The sequence below is a fragment of the Pseudomonas sp. SK3(2021) genome (genome assembly GCF_016772375.1).
Lineage (GTDB): Bacteria > Pseudomonadota > Gammaproteobacteria > Pseudomonadales > Pseudomonadaceae > Aquipseudomonas > Aquipseudomonas chlororaphis_I.
Window position 1 is genome coordinate 5,477,030 of sequence record NZ_CP061943.1, and the last position, 25,057, is coordinate 5,502,086.

The following is a 25,057-nucleotide window of genomic DNA, read 5'->3' on the forward strand; positions in this document are numbered from 1 at the left end:
GACTCCTTTCTCGTTGTCGGGGTTAACCGGCCTTTTCGATCAACTGTTCCACCGCGGGGGCGAAACCGAAGGCTCGGGCCAGGTCGAAGATCGCTTCGGCATCCTCCAGCGCAGGACGCTTGCCGATGCTGTAGTCGCGCTGCAGGCCGGCCATGGTCAGGACCATGGTTTCGGCCAGGCAGCTGAAGGTCACCCCAGTGGGCAGACCGGTGAGGTTCTGCTGGCCGAAACGCTGGCTGCGGTCGGGCAGGTGGATCAGCCCGCCTTCGATCACCGTGACGTCCGGGCGCAGCGCCAGGGTGACGTGAGCGATGTCCGGCGGCTGCGCGCAGTCGCAGATGATCGCGTTCTGATGCAGGACCAGCGGGTCGATAAAGGCCGAGCCGTTGGAGGTGGCCGAGAGCACGGCTTCCAGGCGCGGCAGCCAGCTCCCCAGGTCCGCGGTGATCACCAGCGGCGGCTGCACCTGCGGCTTGCCCTGGGCCAGGGCATCGACGCAGTCGAACAGTTCGCGCAATTGCTCCTCGTCGCCGAGGTCGCGATCCAGCAGTTGCTCGACGCTGGCCAGGCTCGGCAGGAGCAGCACCAGGGTCTTGGCGATGCCGCAGCTGTGGCCGCCCTGGATCTGCAGCAAGGCGTCGCGATACAGCTCGCCGGCCACCAGCCGCAGCTCGTCCATGGCGCCCCGATTGGCTCCATTGCCAAGCAGTACCAGGTGCTCGCAGAAGCGCCCCAGACGCAGGCTGGCCAGGCGCCCCACCGAACCGTAGGCGCCGATCACCCCGGTCAGGCGCTTGGCCAGCGGCGCCCCCCGATTGGCGCAGGTGCTCAGCAATGCGTCGACACCGACCATGGCCGTCAGGCTGTTGCCGGTGGTGGTGTGGAACCGCTCGTTGATGACATCCGCACCGGCGCTGGAAATCACCGAGGTGTAGGCCCCCAGGCCGACGAAATCCACCTCCAGCTCGGCGACGCTGTCCAGGTAGTTGCCCAGCAGCTTGCGCCGCTTGCCCAGGCTCAGGCGCATCAGGTCGCGCGGTTGCAGCAGGCTGCCGACCAGCCAGCCTTCGACGTAGTCGCCGGCAGCGTTGTAGACCCGCCGGGCGTGGTAGGACACACCGGCATCGAGGTCGGGCTTGGCCCATTCGGAGAAGTCGTCGAGCCAGCCCTGCATGAAGGTTTTTTCCGCCGCCGACAGCCCCAGGCCGTCCACCACGCTGTCGCCGTTGACGCTCTCGGCGGTGGTCGGGTGCAGCAGGAAGGCGAAGCGCCCCAGGCAGCGCCCGCTGCTGCGCGGCTTGCCGGGCGCGATCCAGGGGCTCGGCTCACCCCGTGGTCCGGAGTAACCGTGGGCTTCGAGAATCAAGCGATGCTGCTGGTTGTGCACCACCCGTTCTGCCACGGCCTTGAGGCCTTCGAGCAGCAGGTCGATGTCGGCGCGCTCGATGCACAGCGGCGGCTGGATGCGCAGCACGTTGCCTTCGGTGAGGGTCGGCAGGCAGTACACGCCATGCCGGCTTTTCAGGTAGCCGCAGACGATCGGTACCAGGGCGCCGAAAGCGCTGGCCAGGGACAGGGTATACAGGCGCTCGCCGCTCCAGCGGCGGAACTTCAGGCCGAGCATCAGGCCACGGCCGTCGAGACTGTGGAACACCTCGGGATAGGCGCGCACCAGACGCGACAGCCCGGCGTGCAGGTAGGCGCCCTGCTGCGCCGCGTGCTTGAGCAGGGCGCCGTCGTTGGCCGTAAGCTGGTCGAGCACGGCCAGGCCGATGGCGGCGCTGAAGCCGTTCACGGCGAAGGTGGAACTGTGGTGCCGGTCGAAATCGCGGCTCCAGCACTGCTCGCCGTAGATGCATGCGCCGATGGCCGCGACACCGCCGCCCAGGGCCTTGGCCAGCAGCAGCACGTCCGGTTCCAGGCCGTGGGCGGTGGCGGCGAACAGCTCGCCGGTGCGGCCCAGGCCGGTCTGGATCTCGTCGAGGACGAACAGGGTGCCGTATTGGCGGCAGAGGTTCTGCGCCGCCAGCAGGTAGCCTGGCGGCGGGGTGATCATGCCCGCCTCGCCCTGCACCGCCTCGACGAAAAAGGCCGCGGCGCGACGGCCCTTCAATTGCTCTTCGAGGGCCTGCAGGTCGCCATAGGGCACATGGCTGAAGCCCTCGGCGCGGATCTGGAACGGCTCGCGGTAAATGGCCTTGCCGGTGACCCCGACCGCGCCCTGGGTCTTGCCGTGAAAGCCGGTCAGGGTGCCGATCACCAGCTCACGCTGGGTCGCGGCGCGGCACAGCTTGATCGCCGCCTCGACGGTCTCCGCGCCGCTGGTGGTGAAGGTCACCTTCGAGTGGGTGCCTGGCGCCAGTTCGATCAGGCGCCGCGCGAGTTCTTCGGCGCCGGGGTTGATCAGCGGCTGGACCAGCGAGGCCTGGCCACTGGCGAGGAATGTGTGGATTGCCTCGGTAATCGGCGCCGCGCCATAACCGAAGGGCACCGCGCCGAACTGGCCGACGAAATCGATCAGGGTCTGGCCGCTGGCGGTCTCGATACGGGTGCCCTGGGCACGTACCACGGTCTCGTTGAGGCCGACGAATTCCAGCAGCTCCTGGCGAGTGATATTGAGCAACGAATCAGCCATGACTGACCTCCCCCACCGCGCCGAGCGCACCCTGGTTGATGACGCCGTACAGGTGCTGGCTGACCTTGCTCACGGTGTCGTGCAGGTAGGCCAGCTCCGGGTCCAGGGAGATGCCGAAACGGTCTTCGAACTCGGCGGACAGGCCGACGATCAGCACCGAGTCGACGCCCATCTCGTGGAACGAGCGCTCGACGTCCAGCGACCCGGAATCGACCTCCAGCAGGCTGGCCAGGGTTTCGGTCACGGCAAAGGTTATTTCGTCTATGTGCACAGTCGCCTCCCAGCGTATTTCGCTTCCTTTGCATGGCCGTTGGCCCGCGCCACCCCGTGGTCGAACCACGGGATCGACGCTTGGGCAGGCGTCATGATGCAAACGCGTTTTGAGTGTGGACAACCCGCCGCAGCAGGCCATTTGCTACACCCCGATGCTCGGCGTCATGCAGGCTCAGCTCAATACTCCGTAAGGAGTAGCGGCGACCGGAGTCCTGTAGCCGCTGCCGAGGCGGCGATAAGACCGAAGGTCCTCCAGCGGTCTCCGTCCACTTTTTAGGAAAATTCCTATTCTCCCCATGTTTCGGCGGTGGCCAGGATGGCCTGTTACATAAACAAGGATGATTTGTATGCCCACACGCTATCCGCAGCCCTGCCAACCCGCGCCACTCAACAAGCCACTAAAAGGACCTGTCTATCGAGGCGAGGAGCCGGCACCGCCTGAGCCTATTCCCGAACCGACAAAGATTTTCTCGGAGCCCGAGCCCATGAGGCCCGGCTATGTATTCGCCAAGTGCAGCAAACTGCCCAATTCAGTAGCCAATTACAGCAACGGTCGTGGGCCCTTTCCGATCGATACGGCAAAGGACTACGGCAATCTGGTGTTGCTGGGGGCCCGAGAGTCCGACGAAACAGGTAAACATCCGCTCAAGAAGATCAGCGGCACGCTCCCAGCGGGATTAGGCGCACTGGCCTTGCAGGGGCTTGCCTCCGCTGCTGGAGCCTCGTGCGGTGGCCTGTGCGGGCCCGCTGCAACGGGATCAACAGCGATCGCCGGTAGTGTTGCCACGGGTGCCCTGTCAGGGGTGGTAGCACTACTCTGGCCGTCCAGCTTGGGCGACGGTGCGCTCTACACAGAAGAGCAGCTACGCACTCTGGACCAGGGGCGTACACGCCTGCGCCTACGTGTAGAGGAATTGCCGGACGGGACGTTAAAGGGGTACGGCTACAACACCCAGCTTCGCAGCGATTGGGAAATGATTCCGGTCGTTCAATTCAACCAGGTCAAAGGTGAGATGGTGGCCGACCTGGACGACGGTATACGGTTGATATGGACGCCAGCGGTAGACCCCGCCAGTACGCTGGGCATCCCTGCTCTGGAGACGGCGCCCCAGGCACCACATATCTGGATTTTTCCGCCGACCGAGCTGGCGGATAACATTATCGTTAACCCCATCTACCCGCCGGAGTATCAGGATTTCATCCTGGTCTTCCCGATCGGCTCCGGGGTGTTACCGCTCTACATTGTGATGAATGTCCGGCACGATCCGGGCATTGTTACAGGCGTTGGGGAGGATGTATTCGGCATCTGGCTCGCCGGTGCCGGCGAAGGCCTCGGCGCACCGATCCCGGCACGGATCGCCGACCAACTGCGAGGTAAGAGCTACAACAGCTTCGACGCTTTCCGTGAGGCTGTCTGGACCGTTGTTGCCAATGATGGCGAGCTTGCCAGTCAGTTCAATTCTCGCAACCTTACAGATATGGCCAACGGGTTAGCTCCGATCAGCAGAAAAGGCGATCAGGTTGGAAAAAGAAAAAAATACGAGATGCACCATGTCGAACACATCAAGGATGGTGGCGCAGTATATGACCTGGACAATCTCAGGGTAGTTACGGTGCGACGTCACATCGATATTCATAAGGAGGGGAATTAAATGCAGAAGAAAGACAGCCTGTCGGAATATACCGAGGCGGAATTCATCGAGCTGATACAGGCGATTGGAAGCTGCAAGACAGAGCAAGAGCGGGACGAACTGCTTGATCGCTGGGATCAACTTGTCCCACACCCTGCAGGCACCGATCTACTGTACTACCCCGAGCCAGGAGCTGATGACTCACCAGAAGGCATTACCCAAACCGTGAAGGAGTGGCGAGCAGCCAATGGCCTTCCAGGTTTCAAGGATGCTCACCGAGGGAAATAAGCCAATACAGCCATAGCAACAACAGTAGCCGCTGCCGAGCCCTGGCGAGGCAGCGGCTACAGGGTTAGCGTCGAACGCTTGGTCCATCGCCTCCCCGCCCTGCCGATCCATCGAGCAGCGCATCCACCACTGCGCGCGCCATCTCCACCGAATGGATCATCGACCAGATCAGGCCGCGCTCGATGCCGCTGGCACGCTCGGTGATCTCGTCGGACACTTCCTCGGCCGCCTTGAGCAGGATCGACACATGCACCAACGCCTCTTCGGCGCTGATGCCTTCACGCACGGCAAACAGCGAATCACGGCCCACCGCGTTACCCGCGGTGGAGCCCAACGACTGCAACAGAACCACCTCCCCCGAACCATTGGCCAAGGAATGCAGGATCGCTTTGTTCGTCAGGTCGTGCTCTGGGTTGCGGCGTGCAGAGGGAAGAGAAACGGGTGGATCGGGGACGAGCTTTTTCATGGTGTAACTCCCGAGCAATGGAGCTTTCACCCGTCGCTGCTAAACGATGGAGGGTGGCAGCTGGACGCGGGTTAGCAGACCAGGGCTCAGGAACCCGGCGCACCCGAAGGTGCCCCACGTACAGCCGCCATGACAGACCTGCCAGAACGAAATCCGGCTGGAGAGACAGAGTGCTTATACGCCTGAGACTTATCGAGCTGCTAAACCCGATCACTGAAAAACCAGTGACGAACCCGAGGCTAGACAGCACCCATCCCAGACACAAGTGGCCCAGAGCTTCTCGGAAAAGCCCTACAAAAGAAAGCGAAGTGCCGCACTTTCAGACAGCGTCCTACAAGGCAAAACCTGTCATCCCAACAATCTGATCGCGAGCAAGCTCGCTCCTACAAAGGCCCCGATATACCCGCGATCCCTGTAGCCGCTGCCGAGCCTGCGAGGCTGCGATCGACAGCGAAGCAGGCGCAGGGATCTGTAGACCGCTGGAGGACCTGCGGTCCTATCGCAGCCTCGCTAGGGCTCGGCAGCGGCTACAGGGTTAGCGTTGGCCATCCGCGGCCGCGCCAATAGAGGCGCACGCGACCGGAAAGCGCTGAGCCTCGCCAGCACTGTGGGGTGGTTACGGAATGAAAGATTGGCAGGCAGCACTCACTCGTCGCAGAACAACGCCGCGATCTGCGCCCGACTCGACGCCTGGAGTTTGGAGAAGATGTTCTGCAGATGGGTTTTCACGGTCTTGTCGCTGATGCCGAGGATCTGGCCAATCTCCCAGTTGGTCTTGCCTCGGGCCACCCAGCGCGAAATTTCCGCTTCGCGGCTGGACAGGATGGACAACAGTTGCTGGTTCGGCCCCGGGTTGTGGCGCAACAGCTTGCTGCCCAGCGCCCGGTTCAGGGCGATGTGCAGGTACGGGGCGAAGACCATCATGCGCATTTTGCTTTCATGGGCCACGGTGGCCGAGATGTTGTGAAAGAAGTAGCCGGTGAAGGTATTGCGGTGCAATCCGGGCAGCAGGGTCCAACCCAGATTGCGTATCCCGTGTTCGCGAAAGATCTTCGCCCACACCTGGTCCTGCGAGTTGCCCAGGCGCTCCAGGGTGGTGAACTTGGGGCGCCCGCAATGCTCGATGGGGTCAATGCCCAGCGGCGGAATCATGCCGTCGCGACCGACGATGGCCTTGATCAGGCCATCGGAGACGCTGTCCGGATGAATCAGGTGCGAAAAGAACACCCGGTGCGCGCGGACCCTGCCGCTGGCGAACACAAAGTTCTCGCACGGCAGGATCTGCGGCAGCGCCAGCTGGGTCTGCTGCGTCAGCTCGGCGATGCTGCGCGCCGAGGTGATGGAGTTGAGCACGCTGGTCAGTTGCAGCCGTTGCTGGCTGTCGGTGGGCGGCAACGACAGCACCGACCGCGGGCGGCTGGCCAGTTCCAGCCGCGGTTCGCAGAAGGCCGGCTGGGCGAACAGCAACGCCGCGGGCTTGGGCGCATGCACCGGGCCGATCGATAGACTGGTCATGCTTCCACGACCTGGCTGTCGGCGGTGATGTCACGCAATACCCGGCCGTTGCTCTCCACCGCAACCACCGACCTGTCCAGCGGGTGGGCTTCGGCCGGCGCCGTGCCCTCGAGTGCCGCCAGCCAGGGAGCGAACTGCTTGCGGCATTCCTGACGCTTGATCTTGCCGCTGGAGGTACGCGGCAACGACCCGCCAAACACCAACAACAGCACCGGCCGCGCCAATTGGTGCTGTTGCCACAGCCGCGCCTTCAAGTCGCTGAACAGCTGCGCCAGGTCGAGGCTGCGCAAGGCACGCCGCTCGATTTCCTGGGCGATCACCACCTGCTCGCTGTCGGCGGCCTCGATGCTGAAGGCCGCGGTGCCGTCCGGGCGAAAGCTGTCATGGGTACGCAGCACGGTGTTCTCGATATCGCCAGGATGGTGGTTGACGCCATTGACGATGATCAGGTCCTTGAGCCGTCCGGTGACGAACAGCTCGCCATCGAGCAGGAACCCCAGGTCGCCGGTGCGGAAGTAGCGCGACCAGCCAAGCGCCGGCGGGGCCGGGCGAAAGGCCGCGGCGGTGCTCTCCGGGCGCTGCCAGTAACCGCTGGCAACGCTGTCGCCGAGGATGCAGATCTCCCCGACCCGTCCGTCCTCCAGCGGCTGTTCGGTGTGCGGGTCGCAAATGAACGGGCCCTGCCCCGGAATGCCGCGACCGCTGCTGACCAGGGTGCGCAGGCGCAACTCGGCGTCGCTGCCCTGGCCGTCATGCAAGCGCGCCACGTTGTCCTCCAGCAAGCCGGCATGGAACTGGCGGATCACCGGCTCGCGCTTGCTGCCACCGGCGCTGACCATCAGCGTGCCTTCGGCCAGCCCGTAGCAGGGAAAGGCCGAGGTGCTGGCAAAACCGGCGCGGGCGAAGCGCTCATGGAAGGCGGCAATGGTCTGCGCCCGCACATGCTCGGCGCCGTTGAAGGCCACCTCCCAGCTGCTCAGGTCGAGGCCCGCCAGCTCTTCGTCCTTGATCTTGCGCAGGCACAATTCATAGGCGAAGTTCGGCCCGCCACTGACAGTGCCGCGGTAGGTGCTGATGGCCTGCAACCAGCGCAGCGGCCGTTGCAGGAAGTGGATCGGCGCCAGCAGGGTCGAGCCGAAGCCGACGAACAGGGATTGCAGGATGCCGCCGATCAGCCCCATGTCGTGATACGGCGGCAGCCAGCTGACCAGGTGGCTGTCCTTGTGGGTCAGGAAGCCACGGCTGATGCTGCGCGAATTGTGAATCAGGTTGCCGTGGGTCACCGCCACTCCTTTGGGAATCCCGGTGGAGCCGGAGGTGTATTGCAAAAAGGCGATATCGGCGCGGGTCACCGGGACCGGTTGCCATTCGCTGGCCAGGGCCAGGTCCAGCGTCGCCATATCCAGCAACCGCGGGCTCTGCGCCTGCCCCAGCCGGGCCTGGATGGTCGGGACATCCTCGCCACTGGCCAGCGCCGCCGTCGGCTGGCAGTCGTCGATGATGCCGTCCAGCCGGTCCAGGGTCTTGGTGGCCCCCGGCGGATAGGCCGGCACCGCCACCAGCCCGGCATACAGGCAGCCCATGAAGGCGATCACATAGTCCAGGCCTGGCTTGAGCAGGATCAGCACCCTGTCCCCCGCCCGGCAATGCCCCTGCAACCGGGCCGCCGCCGCCCTCGCCGCGCGGTCCAGTTCAGAGAAGGTGATCAGGGTTTCCTCGTCTCGCCCGTTGTGCAGAAAACGATAGGCCAATCGGTCCGGGATCGTATGGGCGTGAAGCTGCAGACATTCCGAAAAATTCGCATACGGAACGTCGCTATCGTGGTCGTTCGTAGTCATTATTTTGTGTCCAGGCAGCCGTACTTAGCCATCTCCCGCAAGGCCCGAAATCTGCGGCCTTGCGCATCCATTACGCTTGATCATCCTCTGGGAGCGCGCAGTCGAAGTTAATACTCCGAACGGCGTATACCCGCAATTTCCGCCCCCGGCGCATATTCGCCTCACAGTTCGATGCGCGCATGGCTTTTTGCCATGCCCATTACAGCCATCGTCCTTCTTCATGAATTCGATGCCGGTATCCGGACCTGCGCAAGCCAGGCCTGTGTAACCGGCGATGTCATGAAAACCCAGGCCGGAACGGGAGCGTTCCGGTATCGCCAACAGCGTGCGCAGCACCGGGAGAACAGGATGTCTTTTAGCGAATACGCCACCTTCGATGCGGTCGGCCTGGCCGATCTGGTCAGAACCAGGCAGGTACGCCCCTCCGAACTGCTGGAGGAAGCCATACGCCGCATCGAAGCCTTCAACCCGGCGGTCAACGCCGTGGTCTACAAAGCCTACGACAAGGCCCGGGCACAGGCCGCCGAGCAGGACAAGACGCCAGCGACGGGCGCACTGCACGGCGTACCGTTCCTGCTCAAGGACATCCTCGGCGACTGCCAGGACCTGCCTTCGACCCTGGCCTCGCGCATGCTGCAAGCGCGGGTCATGCCCCAGGACTGCGAGCTGGTGAAGCGTTTTCGCCAGGCCGGACTGGTGTTCGTCGGCAAGACCAACGCCCCGGAGTTCGGCATTCTGCCCACCACCGAAGGCGCCTTCCATGGCCCGGCGCGCAACCCGTGGAACCTGGAATATTCCACCGGCGGCTCCAGTGGTGGCGCGGCCGCCGCGGTGGCCACCGGCATGGTCCCGGCGGCCCATGGCAATGATGGCGGCGGCTCGATCCGTATTCCCGCTTCCTGCTGTGGCCTGGTCGGCCTCAAGCCGACCCGGGCGCGCAATTCCCTGGCCCCGGACTTCGGCGAGCTGCTCAGCGGCCTGTTGGACGAACATGTGCTGACCCGCAGCGTGCGCGACAGCGCCGCCCTGCTCGACGCCACCCACGGCGTAGTGCCGGGCGACCCGTACCGCGCGCCGCCCATGCAGGGGCGTTTTCTCGACCAGCTCGGCCGCGAACCGGGGCGCCTGCGCATCGCCTTTTCCAGCACCGACCCGGCCGGGCGGCCGCTGCACCCCGACTGCATCGCAGCGGTACAAAGCACCGCGCGCCTGCTCGAATCCCTCGGCCACCATGTGGAAGAGGCCGCGCCGCAGCTGGACCTGCAAAGTTTTGCCGAAGCCTTCAGCGCCCTGTGGTTCTCCGGCATTGCCTTCGCCGTGGAACTGATGAGCCTGCAACTGGGGCGCGGCCCGCTGCCCGGCGAGCTGGAGAACCTGACCCAGGCCGTGCATCAACGCGGCCTCGGGGTGAGTGCGGTGGAGTACCAGATGTCCGAGCTGGTGCTGCAACAGGTGGGCCGGGAAATGGCGCGTTTCCATCAGACCTACGATTGCTGGCTGACCCCGACCCTGGCCCGGCCGCCGCTACGCAACGGGGTGGTGGATATCCATTCCAGCGACCTGGAAAACACCTACGGCCCGCTGATCGACTACAGCCCTTTCACCGCTATCCATAACGCCTCGGGACAACCGGCGATCTCCCTGCCGCTGCACTGGAACGCCGAGGGCCTGCCGATCGGCCTGATGCTCAGCGCCGCCTTTGGCGAGGAAGGCCTGTTGTTCCGCCTGGCCGGCCAGCTGGAACAGGCCCGGCCGTGGAAGGACCGGCGGCCGCAGCTGTTCATGCAACACAGCCCCGACGAAGCGGTTATCGGCTAAGGAGAGCAGCCCCCATGCGCACGCTGGACACCTCGACCGCCCCGCCTTGTCGCCCTGCCGACTCTGGCCAGGAGCAGCGCCTGCCGGGGGCCATCCCCTGGCCCACCGATGGCCTGAACCGCGAGCAACTGGCGCGGTATGGCAAGGAGCTGATTCGCCAGACCCTGCCCTTCACCGTGGAACACCGCCGCCTGAGCTGGTGGCATTTCCACTCGACGCTGCTGGTGATCGGGCTGTTCGGCGCGGCCGTGGCCATGCCGTTGTGGTGGCCGCTGCGCCTGGCGTGCAGCGTGCTGCTGGGCTTGTCCCTGGTGCGCATGTTCGTGCTGTACCACGACTACATGCACGGTGCGATCCTCAAGGGCTCGCGTTTCGCCGAGGTGTTCTTCAAGACCTTCGGCCTGCTGCTGATGGCCCCGCCGACGCTGTGGAAGCAGTCCCACGACTACCACCACGGCCACAGCTGCCAGTACGTGGGCGCACAGAAGAACCGCCTGCCGCTGCTGTCCACCCACACAGACCTGGGCACCTTTCCCCTGCTGTCCACCGAGGAATATGCCCGCGCCGGGCGCCTCAAGCGCTTGCGTTATCGCATCGCCCGGCACCCGCTGATGATCCTGCTGGCGTCATTCAGCATCTTCATTTTCAGCATCTGCATGGTGTCGCTGATCACCCAGCCGCGGCACCGGCTCTGGTCGCTGCTGGCCCTGGCGCTGAACCTGGCGAGCGCCATCGCCCTGGCGCTGCTGGCGCCGGACATCCTGCTGTACGGGGTGCTGGTCCCCAGCCTGTCCGGCTCGGCGCTGGGCGCCTACCTGTTCTACTGCCAGCACAACTTCCCCGGCGTGCGTTACCCCGAGCGCGCCGACTGGGACTATGCGGCCACCGCGGTGTTCTCCTCCAGCTACATGCGCACCGGCCCACTGATGGCCTGGTTCACCGCCAATATCGGCTACCACCATGTGCATCACGCCAACTCGAGCATCCCCTTCTACCGCCTGCCAGAAGCCATGGCAGCAATCCCGGCGTTGCAATCCCCCATCACCACCTCGCTGCACCCGCGGGATATCCACCGCTGCCTGCGACTCAAACTCTGGGACCCGGCACACCAGCGCATGATCTCGTTCGCCGAGTTTCACCAGCAGGCGCAACGTTGAAGGAAATGAGGCACAAGCAGCTACCGGGCGACGCCAGGCGTTGTCTGGCAAGCGCTCGCCAGGGATGAGCGACGCCGGAATTTTCCCGTCGATCGCGGGTCAGTAGAGCCACGCCTTTTCACACCGGTCCGTTGGTCCGTGACAATGGGGCCTTGGTCCCATAAATTAGGCGCCCTGAAAAGGCCCGGTGCTTTTCTAGCCTCATTTCCAGTTAAACGAAGTAGTGAAATATCAATGTCCGATTCCAATACAGAAGAATCCGTAAACGCCTTGTCGTCCAAAGCGGAATACGAAAACGCCATCAATCTTTCACAGCACGTGTCCCAGGCCAAGACCATCAGCGAGATGGTCCTCGATGCTTTCCAGTCCACCAAGGAAAGCGACCAGATCCGCGAATTGCGCGCCGAGATCCGCCAGGCTCACGACCGCTTCGACGACGATCGCGCCTATGAACTCATGGGCCAGCTCAAACAGCTCAAGGATGCCGAGGCCGCCGACAGCGCCGCCCTGGAAGACCTGAGCAGCAAGTTCCCGATCAGCCGCATCCTGTCCAGCTACAAGGACGACCCGAGCTTCCAGGAGCTGGTCTACGGCCTGGCGCTGAAAGTGCTGAACCAGACCCACCAGGCCATCAGCAACCCGAGCGGCGGCAAAGGCAAGGCCTCGCGGGCCAAGAAGGAAATGGAAGTGTTCGCCATCAGCAAGGACGGCATCAGCGTCACCCTGCCGATCCGCCCGCGCTCCAAGGCCAACGTCGACCGTGAAGCCTTCGAATTCCTCGGTTTCGCCTTTGTCGGCGAAGGCGACGAGGCGGAACTTGCAAGCGAAGTGTTCCTCGACAAGGACGGCAACGAACAGCCGGCCACCCGCAAGAACATCGTCACCGCGATCCAGCAGCAGACCGCGTTCGAAGGCTACAGCGCTCAACAACAGCTGTAACCCGTACAGGCGAGCCAGCTCGCGCGACAGCGCAGGCTCCCCCTCGGCGGCTGGTTCCTACGCATGAAAGACCGGGGCCCCCTCAGTTGTCCCGGTAATCGGCGATGGGATACATCGCGCACAATGCTTCGGTCTGGAGACGGAATTGCTCCTGCAACTCAGGCTCCAGGCTGTACTTCTGCTCGCTGAGGGGCGTCACCTTGTCCAGTATCCGGCACACCAGAGCGACCGCTTCAAGACACCCCTGGGGATCGATGCAGCGTTGGGCGATGGAACCGGTGCCGATACACAAGCCATTGGCGACGAATGAAGACCGGGTTTCCCCCAGTGCGCGTTTTTTACTCACGATAATGCCGCATCGCTCCAGTGCCGACGCGGCAATCGAACCGCTGATGCCACCACGCAACCTGAGCAGGACTGTGTGGTTCTCCGTCCCCCCGCCCACGACCTCGTAGCCCTGCGCCATGAATGCGCTGGCCATTGCATCGGCCGTGCTGCGAGTCCGCCCCATGTAGGCATCGAACTCGGGGGACATCGCGTGGCCCAGCGCAGCGGCCTTGGCAGCGATCATGTTGACCGCTGGCGCGCCTTGCATCCTGGGGAATACCGCTTGCTCAAGGACACGACTGAAGCTCGCCCTCAGGCCGGGAACCTTGGTGTCGGCATCCCGGCCGGAAAGAATGAGGCCACCACGAGGCCCTGCGAGTTGCTTGTGGGTACAAGCGGTGGTGACATGCGCCGCGTCGATCGGGCTCGGATGCCGCCCCGTTGCGACCAGCCCGGCGATATAGGAGATATCCGCCAGCAGGATGGCCCCGGCCTCATCGGCAATAGCGCGAAAGCGTTGGAAGTCCACGACCCGGGAATAGGCAGACGCACCGCAGATGATGATGCGCGGACGATGGGCGAGCGCCAGTTGGCGTACCTCTGCGTAATCGATCACGCCCTGCGATGTGGTGCCGTAGCGGATCGCCTTGTAGTGGGCGCCCGTGAATGCGACAGGGCTGCCGTGGGTCAGGTGCCCGCCATGATCGAGGGCCATTCCGAGAATGGTGTCCCCGGGCTCGAGCAGGGCCGCCAGCACTTGGTAGTTGGCGTTCGAGGCGGAGTGTGACTGGACGCTGGCATATTGCGCCCCGAACAGCTCCCGCGCCCTGCGAATCGCCAGAGACTCGACCAGATCGACGTTCTCGCAGCCAACCTGATGACGCTTGCCCGGTGTGCCCTCGGCTGTGACGTTGACCAGTGCCGAGGCCGACGCCGCCAGGATTCGAGGATTGGCCGCGCAGGAAGATGAAGCCAGGGACAGTGTGCGGTGTTGACGCGTGACTTCAGCATCCAGGATCCCGGCCAGTTCGGCGTCTTCTGCGCGCAGGTCCGCCAAACCACGTCGCAACAGGTCGGCCTGGTCCCTGAGTAGTTCTGTACAAGCTGCCATCGTTCAGTGTTCCTTCCTTGTCATTTGCGTGCCACGAACGACAGCACGCTTCCTGGTTTAACGTTCGTGGGCAGCTAATTAATCAAAAAATTAAACACTTTCCAAATTAAATGCTGCTTTTCCGAGGAGCGGGAAGGGACACCAGGTCTGCGTGGCTGCTGAATGTTCGCCCATCAAGGCTATGGCACCGAGGATTCGGGGCTTTATTGTCATGACGGGGACATGCAACACTTGCCCCCCGCGGCGCCCCCGGTCCGAACCCTCCCAAGGATTCCGGGCGCGCCCCATACCGACAGCGAATATTCCAGGATGGATGCAGGCTGGCTAAAGGAGCACTAGCGAGTTGGTACCGACCACGAAAGAAGCCGACAAGCTCTTGCCGCATCAATCCGACTGTTCTCACCCCCTGGTGTCGAGCAGTTGAATGTCATGCACGCCACGCACGCTATGAAAGCCCTAAGCGTGGCGACTATAAGGAAATGGTGAGCATTTGATGCACAGAAGAGAAAGAACCGAGTATTTGAAGAGCAATATCAAATACCTGATCAAAAGCCGCGGCGAGACGCAACTGTCTTTATGCAATGCCAGCGGCCTGACCAGGACGACCATCTACAACATTCTGGAAGGCAAAGTCAGCAACGTACAACAATCCACCATTCGCAAAATCTCCGATTTCTTCGGTGTCTCCTACGAAGAAATAGAAACCGTCGATTTTGAAGAGAAGGAAATCATCGACAGCAGTATTTCCCCACAAGGAAACATGAACCCGGCGGCGGTTCCGATCCTCAAGGAAAGCCTGCTGATGGTCAACATGGACAAACGGATTGGCGAACTGGCCATACTTCACCCACTGACCTATTACTTCGGCGCATCCTACAACTTGATAGCGGTGCTGCTGGAGAATGAGATCAAGGGCATGTACGAGGTTGGCGACCTCTTGATCATTCAAAAGGGAATATCGAGCGACGACAAGGAAAAACTGGTTTACGACAGGCAGACAAGAAAGCTGTTCATCATCAATGAGCCATGCTCCGACTCAGACCGAGTATTTGTGGTGGGTGACATCATCGAGGAGCGATTCAATGGCAGCTTATGAAGGCGAACTCGAGAACAGCAAATATAAACTTCTGGGCTTTGAAAACAACAAGAACCTGGCGGTGATCATGATCATCGCCACAGGCAAAGTCATAAAGATAAAATTAAGCGAAGTGCTTAACAGCGAAATAATGGAAAACCTGAACAAAATGGAAGTAAAAAACATCTACAAGAAGTTCTACTCCCAAGGAGGAGCGCTTACCGCATACGACCTGAATGACCGCCACGAAAGCTCCTGGATGATCTATATCATCCTTAATCTCCTGCTCTTTACCTTCTATATATTCACCAGCATTGCCGCCACCAAGCCCATTTATCTTGAGTCACTTGGCATCATTATCACTCCGGGCACCTTCCTTTATCCCCTGACATTCTTGATCGTCGACCTGTTGAACGAAAACTTTGGACTCCGGCTGGCAAGAAAAGCGATCTTCTTTGCCTTTGCCAGTAACGCCATGATTATCATCCTGCTCTATGGCTCGACCTTTCTCCCCGGCCTGCCAGGCTGGAAGCTCGACACCCCGTACAACGACGTGATCATTCATGTGTCATCTGTCCTGGTGGCGTCCTCTGTGTCTTTCCTGGTTTCTGAAAACATAAACTCGTACTTGCTGTGCAAGATAAAAGAGCTGACGAATTCCAGATTCCTGTTCTTGCGGATATTCTTGAGTACGCTGTTCGCGGTCATTATCGACAGCTTCGTGTTTTGCTACATTGCCTTTTATGGCTCGATGCAAAACAACGACATCCTGAACATGATTTATGTGCAGATCGCGATCAAGGTGTGCTTTGCCTTCTTCAACATCTTGCCTGCCTATGGAGCAAGGTCACTGTTCAAGAGATACATGACGGACAGTCAAACAAAGTAGTGCAACCACTCTTTATCTCAAGCTGATGGATTCAACACTCATCCGGCAGGTGGATGCAGTGTTGAATCCATTGACGTGCTGTCGATCAAGCCGTCATTGCAGACTCATCTTGCTTCGCAAGCTATTCATGACTTCTGTCTTGTTCCCCAGATAATCATTCAGCCCTCTTGCACGAAGGTTGCACGCATCGCAATTGGCACAACCGCTGCCAATCACGCCGTTGTAGCACGTCAGGGTATGCTCGCGAACCAGGCTCAACTGATTGTGATGATCCGCCAGGGCCCAAGTCTCCGACTTGTTCAGCCACATCAGTGGCGTATCAAGGCGCAGGGGGTATTCCATGCCCAACTCGACGGCCTTGTTCAAGGCCTTTACAAACTCGTCACGGCAATCGGGATAACCCGAGAAGTCCGTTTCACACACCCCGGTAATGACCGTTTCAGCTTTTACCTGGTAGGCATAGATAGAGGCCAGGGTCAGAAACAGAATATTTCTTCCCGGCACGAAAGTGCTAGGCAGGCTTTCGCCCGAACTGTTCACCGTCGGCACCGGAATATTGTCCCGAGTGAGACTGCTGATCGCCAATTCATTGAGCAACGAAGCATCCAGCACTTTGTGGACTGTCGCCCCCAGCTGCTTCGCGAGCTGCTGTGCCACTTCTATTTCCGCACGATGGCGCTGACCGTAATCAAAGGTAATACAGTGCACTTCATCATAGAGCGGCAATGCGTGGATCAGACAGGTCGTCGAGTCCTGCCCGCCACTGAATACGACAACAGCTTTTTTCTTCATCATTCTGCTTCCTGCATGAATAGAGTTATTTGAACATTTAAACAGCCCACTGACTGACACTCAATAAAAAGCCCCGCGCTTCTGTCGAAGGCGGGGCTTTTCTCATAGCGGTTGCAACTTATGGCGCGTAGGTCAGCAGCAGTTCGCTCGGTACCTTGAAATCCAGGGACATCATCACGCTCAGCGCGGTGATGGTGAAGATCGAGAACACGAACAGCTTGCGGGCCCAGACGGTGTCGTCCACCGCCTTGTAGCCGGTCCAGGCCATGTACAGCCAGTACATGCCCATCGCGGCCGCGACGGCCAGGTAGCTCATGCCGGCATAACCGCTGAAGGTCAGCATCAGGGTCGCCACCAGGAACGCCAGGATGTAGAGCAGGATGTGCTTCTTGGCCACCAGGATGCCGCGCTTCACTGGCAGCACCGGAATCGATGCGGCCAGGTAATCGTTGAAGCGGAAGATCGCGATGGCGTAGGAATGCGGCATCTGCCACAGGCTGAACATCACCAGCAGGGTCAGCGCGGCCATGTCGAAGCTGTTGCTCACGGCCACGTAACCGATCACCGGCGGCATCGCCCCGGACAGGCTGCCCACCAGCGTGCCGTGCACCGACTTGCGCTTGAGGTACAGGCTGTAGAAGCCGACGTAGATGACAAAGCCGATCACGGCAAACAGCGCCGCCAGCGGATTGGCCACCTTATACAACAACGCAACGCCGGCGACACCCAGGAGGGTCGCATAGACCAGTGCCACTTTCAGGGAGATCAGGCCCTGGACCAGCACGCGGTTCTTGGTGCGCTCCATCTTCAGGTCGATGTCGCGGTCGATGCAGTTGTTGAACACGCAACCGGAAGCCACCACCAGGGACGTGCCGATCATCGCGGCCAGGAAGATGGCCAGATCGACATGTCCCTTGGAGGCCAGGAAGAAGCCGCCCGCCACAGAAAGCACGTTACCGAAAATGATCCCCGGTTTGGTGATTTGGATAAAGTGCTTCAGCGACATCGGGTCTTACCTCACTTCGCCATCATGAACGTGTGGATGCTGAACATGATCCACAACGACAGGCCAACCAGCAGGACGATCACCAGCGCTGCGAAGACAAACGCAATCACGTTGTTACGCTGGGCCTCGGAACGGTCCAGGTGCAGGAAGTACACCAGGTGAACCAGGACCTGGATCACCGCGAAGGCGAGCACGATCATCAGGGTGATGGATTTCGGCAGGGTCGGGTACATCACCAGGCCGAACGGGATGATCGTCAGGATCACCGACAGGATGAAGCCGATGGCGTACGACTTTACGCTGCCGTGGCCAGCATCATGGCTGTCATGGGAGTGTGCATTAGCCATTACATAGTCCCCATCAGGTAAACAACGGTGAAGACGCAGATCCAGACCACGTCCAGGAAGTGCCAGAACAGGCTCAGGCAGCTCAGGCGGGTCTTGTTGGTTGCGGTCAGGCCGTGCTTGTTGACCTGATACATCATGATCGCCATCCAGATCAGGCCAGCGGTCACGTGCAGGCCGTGGGTGCCGACCAGGGTGAAGAACCCGGACAGGAAGCCGCTGCGGCTAGGGCCGTAGCCTTCGGAGATCAGCAGGTGGAACTCGTTGATCTCCATGCCGATGAAGCCCAGGCCGAACAGGAAGGTCAGGGCCAGCCAGCCCAGGACCTGCTTCTTGTTACCCCGGAAGAACGCCAGCATGGCGAAGCCGTAGGTGATCGAACTGAACAGCAGCAAGGCGGTTTCGCCAAGCACGTAAGGCAGCTCGAAGATGTCGTGGCCCGACGGGCCACCCGCTACGTTGTTTACCAGTACCGCGTACACCGCGAAGATCGACGCAAACAGAATGCAGTCGGTCATCAGGTAGAGCCAGAAACCGTATACGGTCATCTCGCCCGAGTCGTGGTGATGGTCATCGTGCCCATGGTCATCGACATGGGTGTGTCCAGCATTGGTCACTAAGTTCGACATGGTTTAAGCCTGTTCCAACGAGGTTTCTACACGGTTGGCCGGAATCTTCTTCTCGGCTACCAGGCGAGCGTGCTGCTCGGCTTCGATGCGTTCGATCACGTCGACCGGCACCATGTAGCCTTGATCATCGCGAGCCGCGTGGATCACGAAATAGATCACGGTACCGGCCAGGCTAGCGATCGCCAGCCACCAGATGTGCCAGATCATCGCGAAACCGAAGACGGTCAGCAGAGCACCCATCACCAGGCCGGTGGCGGTGTTGTTCGGCATGTGGATCGGCTCGTAGCGAGCAGGCTTCTGGTACGCGGTACCGTTTTCCTTGGCTTCGGTGAACGGGTCGATGCCATTGGCCTTCGGCAGCACGGCGAAGTTGTAGAACGGTGGTGGCGACGAAGTCGACCATTCCAGGGTGTGGGCATTCCACGGGTCGCCGGAAACGGTCTGGTTCTGCTTGCGATCACGCACGCTGACGTACAGCTGGATCAGCTGGCAGGCGATACCGATGGCGATCATCACCGCACCAAACATGGCGACGTACAGGTACGGCACCCACTCAGGGTTGGTCGTGGCGTTCAGACGACGGGTCATGCCCATGAAGCCCAGGGCATAGAGCGGCATGAACGCGACGAAGAAGCCCGAGATCCAGAACCAGAATGCAGCCTTGCCCCAGCCTTCGTGCAGCTTGAAGCCGAACGCTTTCGGGAAGTAGAAGCTGAAGCCCGCGATGTAGCCGAATACAGCACCACCGATGATCACGTTGTGGAAGTGCGCGATCACGAACAGGCTGTTGTGCAGGACGAAGTCGGCACCCGGGATGGCCAGCAGTACGCCGGTCATGCCGCCGATGGCGAAGGTCACCATGAAGCCCAGGGTCCACAGGACCTGGCTGGTGATACGCAGACGGCCGTGGTAGATGGTGAACAGCCAGTTGAACAGCTTCACCCCCGTCGGGATGGAAATCAGCATGGTCGCCAGGCCGAAGAAGGCGTTGACGCTGGCCCCCGAGCCCATGGTGAAGAAGTGGTGCAGCCAGACCATGAAGCCCAGTACCGAGATCGCGCCGGAAGCGTAGATCATCGAGTGGTGGCCGAACAGGCGCTTGCCCGAGAAGGTCGAGATGACTTCGGAGAAGATACCGAACGCCGGCAGGATCAGGATGTACACCTCAGGGTGACCCCAAGCCCAGAACAGGTTCACGTACATCATTGGATTGCCACCAAGTTCATTGGTGAAAATGTGGAAATCCATGTAACGGTCAAGCGTCAGCAGTGCCAGGGTAGCGGTCAGGATCGGGAACGAAGCGACGATCAGCACGTTGGCCCAGGTGCAGGTCCAGGTGAAGATCGGCATGTCCATCATCTTCATGCCCGGGGTACGCATTTTCAGCACAGTGGCCAGGAAGTTGACCCCCGTCAGCGTCGTCCCTAGCCCGGATAGCTGTAGCGCCCAGATGTAGTAGTCGACACCCACGCCCGGACTGTATTGCAGGCCCGACAGCGGCGGATACGCAACCCAGCCGGTCTTGGCGAATTCGCCGACGCCCAGGGACAGGTTGATCAGCACGACGCCGGAAACCAGCAGCCAGAAGCTCAGGGAGTTGAGGAACGGATAGGCAACGTCACGCGCGCCGATCTGCAGCGGCACTGCAAGGTTCATCAGGCCGGTGAAGAATGGCATCGCCATGAAGATGATCATGATCACACCGTGGGCGGTGAAGATCTGGTCATAGTGTTCAGGAGGCAGGTAGCCCGGCGAACCCTCGGTGGCCATGGCCAGCTGGGTACGCATCATGATCGCGTCGGCGAAGCCGCGCAGGAGCATGACCATGGCGACGATGATGTACATCACGCCGATTTTCTTGTGGTCGACCGAAGTCAGCCATTCGGTCCACAGGTAGGACCACTTCTTGAAGTACGTGATACCCGCGACAAGCGCCAGACCACCGAGGATGATCATGGCAACGGTCACCATGACAATCGGCTCGTGGAACGGTATCGCGTCCAGACTTAATTTACCAAACATCGTTTACTCCTCTGCCCCAGCAGCTGAATGCGAGCTCATATCAGTCCCTTCCACAGCGGCCACTTCTTTCTTCTCGTGCTTGACCGGTGCGCCTGGTTTCATGCCTTCATACTTGTCGATGATTTTCTGAAACAGGTCCGGCGTGTACGAGGAGTACAGCTCGACAGGATTGTTCTGGCTTGGCTTGGCAAGGGCTTCGTATTCAGCTTGTTCAAGCTGTTTTGGTGCGGCCTTGACTTCGTTGACCCAGGCGTTGAAGTCTTCCTGGCTCGTCGCGATCGCTTTGAATTTCATGCCGGTAAAGCCCGCGCCACTGTAGTTGGCGGAGATACCTTCAAGCTCGGTGTTCTGGTTGGCAATCAGGTGCAGCTTGGTCTGCATGCCCGCCATCGCGTAGATCTGGCCGCCCAGGCCCGGGATGAAGAACGAGTTCATCACGGAATCGGAGGTGACTTTGAAGTTGATCGGCGTGTGGGCCGGGAACACGATCTTGTTGACGGTGGCGATCCCTTGCTCGGGATAGATGAACAGCCACTTCCAGTCCAGCGCGACCACTTCGATGGTCACCGGCTTCACGTCGGAATCCAGCGGACGATAAGGGTCCAGCGCGTGGGTGGACTTGTAGGTCACATAACCCAGGGCAATGATGATGAGCACCGGAACCAGCCAGACCGCGATTTCGATCTTGGTGGAGTGCGACCACTTGGGCGCATAGGTGGCCTTGGTGTTGGACGCGCGGTATTTCCAGGCGAACGCGAAGGTCATCAGGATTACCGGGATCACGACCAGCAACATCAGCAGGGTAGCGGTGATGATCAGGTTTCGTTCGTCCAGACCGACCTGTCCTTTCGGGTCGAGCAAGGTCCATTTGCAGCCTCCCAGCAACAACATGCTGAGCAGCGGCAAAAAGCCTAGTAATCGGGGGTACCTGTTTTTACTCATCTCACGACCTCTAAAGCAGCTTGCGCAATGCAGTTGGGTTTTGATCGCCAACACTTCACCGTGCCAAGGGTTGGCATTTTTTCTTCGATTGAATAAGGGCCTGCCCGGCGCATTACGCGCTGTTTGACAAATCCTGGGCTAGCAGTGAGTTCTTATTCGAATTCGTGGTCAAAGGCCTTGTTACAGACCAATTCCATTTGGTGCGGATATTTGGAAGGTGCCGACACCTGGGGTCGCATGGAGCGTCCAACGCCCCTCGACCGCCGCCGTAAGCTCAGGGGTGAGCAGCGCCGGAAATTCAGTGCGGGCGATTGTAGATATGTAGCGTTTTATAAACCATGTCTTATCCCGAAATAATTTTTATCGGTTCGCGCAACAATGCGCGGCGATTATTGCAACGGGTCGCGATCATATCGAGATTAATTCGCAATAAAAAGCCCCAAAAACGCCTTCCCGCCAGGTCGAAAAAGCTGTCTTCCAGCCATGGAAAATCCACCGATGGCATCGCGCTATCCCTTGTAGAACGAGGGCTGAAACGATTTATTTAGATAGCCGGCTATGCTTGTTTTGCCGCTCACTGCGCCCACACGAACTGACAGACTTTTTCTGTTTCTGACATAAAAAAATGCCGTGCGGTCATCAGCACAAACACAGGTGCGACACCCTCCATGTGACAACATGTCGCACTTTTATCGCCCCTCCGATTGCCCCATATCACGCCCTCTTCACACATTGTCCTACACACAAAAAAGCCCCGGTCCCGAACATCGGGACCGGGGCTTTTTATGCCGGGTCAGGCGCTTTTGTGGCGGTTACGAATGATGCCCAGCGGCACCAGCACCAGGGTCAGCACAAAGGCCACCAACGCCCATTGCGCCAGGGACAGGCCCAGCACCGGCGGGTACGGTGTGGAGCAGAAGCCATCGACCTGGAACCCCAGCGGGAAGACGCTCGCCAACGGCAGGCTGTCGACGATCGGCTGCAGCACATCGATGCCGCAGCTGACCGCAGGATGGGCCTGGGTGTAGACGTGATGCCCCGCCACCGCCGCGCCGAACAGCGCGCTGACCACGACCAACGCTTCCAGCACCGTGAGGCTGCGACGGCTGCGCATCGCCGCGCCGATGAAGGCGAAAATCGCGATCAGCAGAAACGCGTAGCGCTGCAGGATGCACAGCGGGCAAGGCGCCTCGCCCAGCACCACCTGCATGTACAGCGCGCCGCCGATCAGCGCCAGGCAGATCAGCCCCAGCAACACCAGAAAACGTCGCTCGCGCCCCAAGCGCAGTGTGTCGTCAGCCATCCTCAATTCCTTTCTGTCTGTGGCTCAACCCGATGGTAGCGCTTGCAACTGCTGCATCAGGCTGAGGTTGTCTTCGATATGCCAATTGGCGGTGATCCGGCCATTGGCGATCTGATAAATGTCGGTTGCCCGGAAGTCTACACGCTGACCACGACCTTTGAGTGCATTGAAGGTCCCGCTGAAGTGCCCGCGAAAATGCAGGTGCAGTACCACCCGGTCCCCGGCCACGATCATCTGCTCGATTTGTGCACTCAGGTCCGGCACCGCCGTGCGAAAGAACCGCGACGCCAGCAGCGGCCCGGTCGGGCCCTGGACCCGCCCTGCAGGCGGCGTCATATCGACGAAGTTCTCCGCCAGCGCAGCCTTGGCCAGGCTTTCATCGCCGCTGTTCCAGAAACTGCCGTAGCGCCGCGCGGCCAGTTCCATGGCCTCGCGCTGGGCCCTGGGCAGGCTCTGATCGACGACCAGGGTCTGCGGCTGGAGCAAGGCCGGCTCGGCGAAAACCAGGGGACTGGCGAGCAAGGTTGCGGCCAGGGTAAAGCGGGAAATGGCTGAGAACTGCATGGGATGATCCTGATCAGTGCGAACGAGCGCCTATCATCAGCATCGGGGAATTAACGATAAACAGGTTAAGAACGGATTAACCTTTAAAGGATTTTTACGAGTGCGGCCTGCGCTCCTGTAGCCGCTGGCGCAGCCTGCGATCGAGCGCGCAGCGCTCGCAACACTATCCCCGAGTACCTCAGGTAAACCGCGAGCTCAGGCTGGCGGTCGCTGCGCAACCGATCGCAGGCTGCGCCAGCGGCTACAAGAAGCCAGCCTCCGGGCGGAGGCTGGCGCAGGTTTTACTCCAGGGCCGCGGCCGGGCCGAAGAACTCGTAGCGGCTCTGTTTCTCCGGTACGCCCAGGGCCTTGAGGTGGCGCTTGATCGCCGCCATGAAGGCTTTCGGGCCGAGGAAGTAGGCGTCCAGGTCACGCTCCTGTGGCAACCATTCGGCCAGTTGCTCCTGGCTCAGCAGGCCGACCTTGTCCGCTGCCGGGCTGACGCCGTCGTCTTCGGCGTAGCAGTAGAAGCGCTTGAGTTGCGGATGACGCGCGGACAGGCCGTCGACCCAATCGCGGAACGCATGCACCCTGCCGTTGCGTGCGCAGTGGATAAAGTGCACCGGACGCTCGGTAGCCAGCGCGGCTTCAAGCATCGGCAGGGTCGCAGTGATGCCGACGCCACCACTGATCAGCACCAGCGGCTTGTCGCTGTCCGCCAGGGTGAATTCGCCCGCTGGCGGGAACAGCTGGATGCTGGCGCCGACCTGCATCTGATCGTGCAGGTAGTTGGAAGCACGGCCACCGGCCTCGCGCTTGACGCTGATGCGGTACTGGCCGGCGTCCGACAGGGCCGACAGCGAGTAGTTGCGGCGGATCTCCTCGCCATCGAGGAACAGCTGCATGCCGATGTACTGACCGGGCTCGGCGGCGAGAATCGGGCCGTTATCCACAGGCTCGAAATAGAACGAGGTGATTTCCGCGCTCTCCTGCTCCCGGCGGACCAGCTTGAATTCCCGCGCGCCGCGCCAGCCGCCCGGGGCCTGGGCCTTCTGGTCGTAGATCGCGCCTTCGGCGCCGATCAGGATGTCTGCCAGTTGGTTGTAGGCCGCGCCCCAGGCGCTCATCACCGCCGGCGTGGCGATCTCTTCGCCCAGCACTTCGGAGATGGCGCGCAGCAGGCAACTGCCGACGATCGGGTAATGCTCCGGCAGGATCTGCAGGGCCACGTGCTTGTTGATGATCTTCGCCACCAGGTCGCCCAGTTGGTCGAGCTGGTCGATGTGCCGGGCGTACATCAATACGCCGTTGGCCAGGGCCCGTGGCTGGTCGCCGCTGGCCTGGTGCGCCTGGTTGAACAGCGGACGCACTTGCGGATACTCGGAGAGCATCATCCGGTAGAAGTGGGTGATCAGGGCTTCGCCACCGCTTTCCAGCAGCGGAACGGTGGATTTGATGATGGCACGATCTTCGACGCTAAGCATAAGTACAACTCCTGAGCTTTCTGACTTCTT

At 60.9% G+C, this 25,057-nt stretch carries 23 protein-coding genes; 7 read left to right on the forward strand and 16 right to left on the reverse strand.

What is annotated here, in order from left to right; translation table 11 throughout:
• Positions 1-22 precede the first annotated feature (22 nt).
• A complete protein-coding gene (locus IF690_RS24150) occupies positions 23-2,635 on the reverse strand; it encodes an aminotransferase class III-fold pyridoxal phosphate-dependent enzyme (RefSeq protein WP_202697666.1) in 2,613 nt (870 codons plus the stop codon).
• Complete coding sequence (locus IF690_RS24155) at positions 2,628-2,906, reverse strand: acyl carrier protein (RefSeq protein WP_009045481.1); 279 nt, start codon at positions 2,904-2,906, stop codon at positions 2,628-2,630. Before IF690_RS24155 ends, IF690_RS24150 begins: the two co-directional genes overlap by 8 nt.
• 349 nt (positions 2,907-3,255) lie before the next feature.
• On the opposite strand from IF690_RS24155, the gene IF690_RS24160 reads away from it, so the two are divergent.
• Together IF690_RS24160 and IF690_RS24165 are read left to right on the forward strand one after the other, a co-directional pair.
• Positions 3,256-4,560 carry a pyocin-S2/colicin E7-DNase domain-containing protein gene (locus IF690_RS24160; protein ID WP_252189509.1) on the forward strand — a complete coding sequence of 435 codons (1,305 nt, stop codon included), beginning with the start codon at positions 3,256-3,258 and terminating at the stop codon, positions 4,558-4,560.
• The gene (locus IF690_RS24165) at positions 4,561-4,827 is read left to right on the forward strand and encodes a bacteriocin immunity protein (protein WP_202697668.1); all 267 of its coding nucleotides are present in this window, start codon (positions 4,561-4,563) and stop codon (positions 4,825-4,827) included.
• A 64-nt stretch (positions 4,828-4,891) separates the two neighbouring features.
• Here IF690_RS24165 and IF690_RS24170 read toward each other — a convergent pair whose 3' ends face one another.
• The 3 genes from IF690_RS24170 to IF690_RS24180 all read right to left on the reverse strand — a co-directional run bounded on the left by IF690_RS24170 (position 4,892) and on the right by IF690_RS24180 (position 8,646).
• Positions 4,892-5,293, reverse strand: coding sequence for a DUF6124 family protein (locus IF690_RS24170; RefSeq protein WP_202697669.1), 402 nt, complete (start codon positions 5,291-5,293; stop codon positions 4,892-4,894).
• 645 nt (positions 5,294-5,938) lie between these two features.
• A complete protein-coding gene (locus IF690_RS24175; protein WP_202697670.1) occupies positions 5,939-6,808 on the reverse strand; it encodes a LuxR C-terminal-related transcriptional regulator in 870 nt (289 codons plus the stop codon).
• Entirely contained in the window at positions 6,805-8,646 is a 1,842-nt protein-coding gene (locus IF690_RS24180; RefSeq protein ID WP_202697671.1) for a fatty acyl-AMP ligase, read from the reverse strand. The genes IF690_RS24175 and IF690_RS24180 overlap by 4 nt, the downstream gene beginning before the upstream one ends.
• 348 nt (positions 8,647-8,994) lie before the next feature.
• Here IF690_RS24180 and IF690_RS24185 point away from each other — a divergent pair, with 348 nt between their 5' ends.
• The 3 genes from IF690_RS24185 to IF690_RS24195 all read left to right on the forward strand — a co-directional run bounded on the left by IF690_RS24185 (position 8,995) and on the right by IF690_RS24195 (position 12,560).
• Positions 8,995-10,464 carry an amidase gene (locus IF690_RS24185; RefSeq protein WP_202697672.1) on the forward strand — a complete coding sequence of 490 codons (1,470 nt, stop codon included), beginning with the start codon at positions 8,995-8,997 and terminating at the stop codon, positions 10,462-10,464.
• 14 nt (positions 10,465-10,478) lie between these two features.
• Positions 10,479-11,621 carry a fatty acid desaturase family protein gene (locus IF690_RS24190; RefSeq protein WP_202697673.1) on the forward strand — a complete coding sequence of 381 codons (1,143 nt, stop codon included), beginning with the start codon at positions 10,479-10,481 and terminating at the stop codon, positions 11,619-11,621.
• 234 nt (positions 11,622-11,855) lie between these two features.
• Complete coding sequence (locus tag IF690_RS24195; protein ID WP_202697674.1) at positions 11,856-12,560, forward strand: hypothetical protein; 705 nt, start codon at positions 11,856-11,858, stop codon at positions 12,558-12,560.
• A gap of 82 nt (positions 12,561-12,642) precedes the next feature.
• Here IF690_RS24195 and glyA read toward each other — a convergent pair whose 3' ends face one another.
• On the reverse strand, positions 12,643-13,998 hold the full coding sequence (glyA, locus tag IF690_RS24200; protein ID WP_202697675.1) for a serine hydroxymethyltransferase: 1,356 nt from the start codon (positions 13,996-13,998) through the stop codon (positions 12,643-12,645).
• A gap of 493 nt (positions 13,999-14,491) precedes the next feature.
• Between glyA and IF690_RS24205 the strand changes: the two genes are divergently transcribed.
• Both IF690_RS24205 and IF690_RS24210 read left to right on the forward strand, forming a co-directional pair.
• A complete protein-coding gene (locus IF690_RS24205) occupies positions 14,492-15,094 on the forward strand; it encodes a helix-turn-helix transcriptional regulator (RefSeq protein WP_202697676.1) in 603 nt (200 codons plus the stop codon).
• Positions 15,081-15,962, forward strand: coding sequence for a queuosine precursor transporter (locus IF690_RS24210; RefSeq protein ID WP_081359873.1), 882 nt, complete (start codon positions 15,081-15,083; stop codon positions 15,960-15,962). Before IF690_RS24205 ends, IF690_RS24210 begins: the two co-directional genes overlap by 14 nt.
• Positions 15,963-16,055: 93 nt before the next feature.
• Here IF690_RS24210 and queC read toward each other — a convergent pair whose 3' ends face one another.
• The 10 genes from queC to hmpA form a co-directional block, all read right to left on the reverse strand.
• Positions 16,056-16,754, reverse strand: coding sequence for a 7-cyano-7-deazaguanine synthase QueC (queC, locus tag IF690_RS24215; RefSeq protein WP_202701708.1), 699 nt, complete (start codon positions 16,752-16,754; stop codon positions 16,056-16,058).
• A 118-nt stretch (positions 16,755-16,872) separates the two neighbouring features.
• On the reverse strand, positions 16,873-17,760 hold the full coding sequence (cyoE, locus tag IF690_RS24220; RefSeq protein WP_007929705.1) for a heme o synthase: 888 nt from the start codon (positions 17,758-17,760) through the stop codon (positions 16,873-16,875).
• Between the two features lie 11 nt (positions 17,761-17,771).
• Entirely contained in the window at positions 17,772-18,107 is a 336-nt protein-coding gene (cyoD, locus tag IF690_RS24225; protein WP_053262544.1) for a cytochrome o ubiquinol oxidase subunit IV, read from the reverse strand.
• A complete protein-coding gene (locus IF690_RS24230) occupies positions 18,107-18,733 on the reverse strand; it encodes a cytochrome o ubiquinol oxidase subunit III (RefSeq protein ID WP_007929702.1) in 627 nt (208 codons plus the stop codon). Before IF690_RS24230 ends, cyoD begins: the two co-directional genes overlap by 1 nt.
• Before the next feature lie 3 nt (positions 18,734-18,736).
• A complete protein-coding gene (gene cyoB / locus IF690_RS24235; protein WP_007929700.1) occupies positions 18,737-20,755 on the reverse strand; it encodes a cytochrome o ubiquinol oxidase subunit I in 2,019 nt (672 codons plus the stop codon).
• 3 nt (positions 20,756-20,758) lie between these two features.
• On the reverse strand, positions 20,759-21,697 hold the full coding sequence (cyoA, locus tag IF690_RS24240) for a ubiquinol oxidase subunit II (RefSeq protein ID WP_202697677.1): 939 nt from the start codon (positions 21,695-21,697) through the stop codon (positions 20,759-20,761).
• A gap of 343 nt (positions 21,698-22,040) precedes the next feature.
• On the reverse strand, positions 22,041-22,202 hold the full coding sequence (locus IF690_RS24245; protein ID WP_202697678.1) for a hypothetical protein: 162 nt from the start codon (positions 22,200-22,202) through the stop codon (positions 22,041-22,043).
• Between the two features lie 288 nt (positions 22,203-22,490).
• Positions 22,491-23,000, reverse strand: coding sequence for a disulfide bond formation protein B (locus IF690_RS24250; protein WP_202697679.1), 510 nt, complete (start codon positions 22,998-23,000; stop codon positions 22,491-22,493).
• A 24-nt stretch (positions 23,001-23,024) separates the two neighbouring features.
• On the reverse strand, positions 23,025-23,564 hold the full coding sequence (locus IF690_RS24255) for an ester cyclase (protein ID WP_202697680.1): 540 nt from the start codon (positions 23,562-23,564) through the stop codon (positions 23,025-23,027).
• 281 nt (positions 23,565-23,845) lie between these two features.
• Complete coding sequence (hmpA, locus tag IF690_RS24260) at positions 23,846-25,027, reverse strand: NO-inducible flavohemoprotein (RefSeq protein ID WP_202697681.1); 1,182 nt, start codon at positions 25,025-25,027, stop codon at positions 23,846-23,848.
• Positions 25,028-25,057 lie beyond the last annotated feature (30 nt).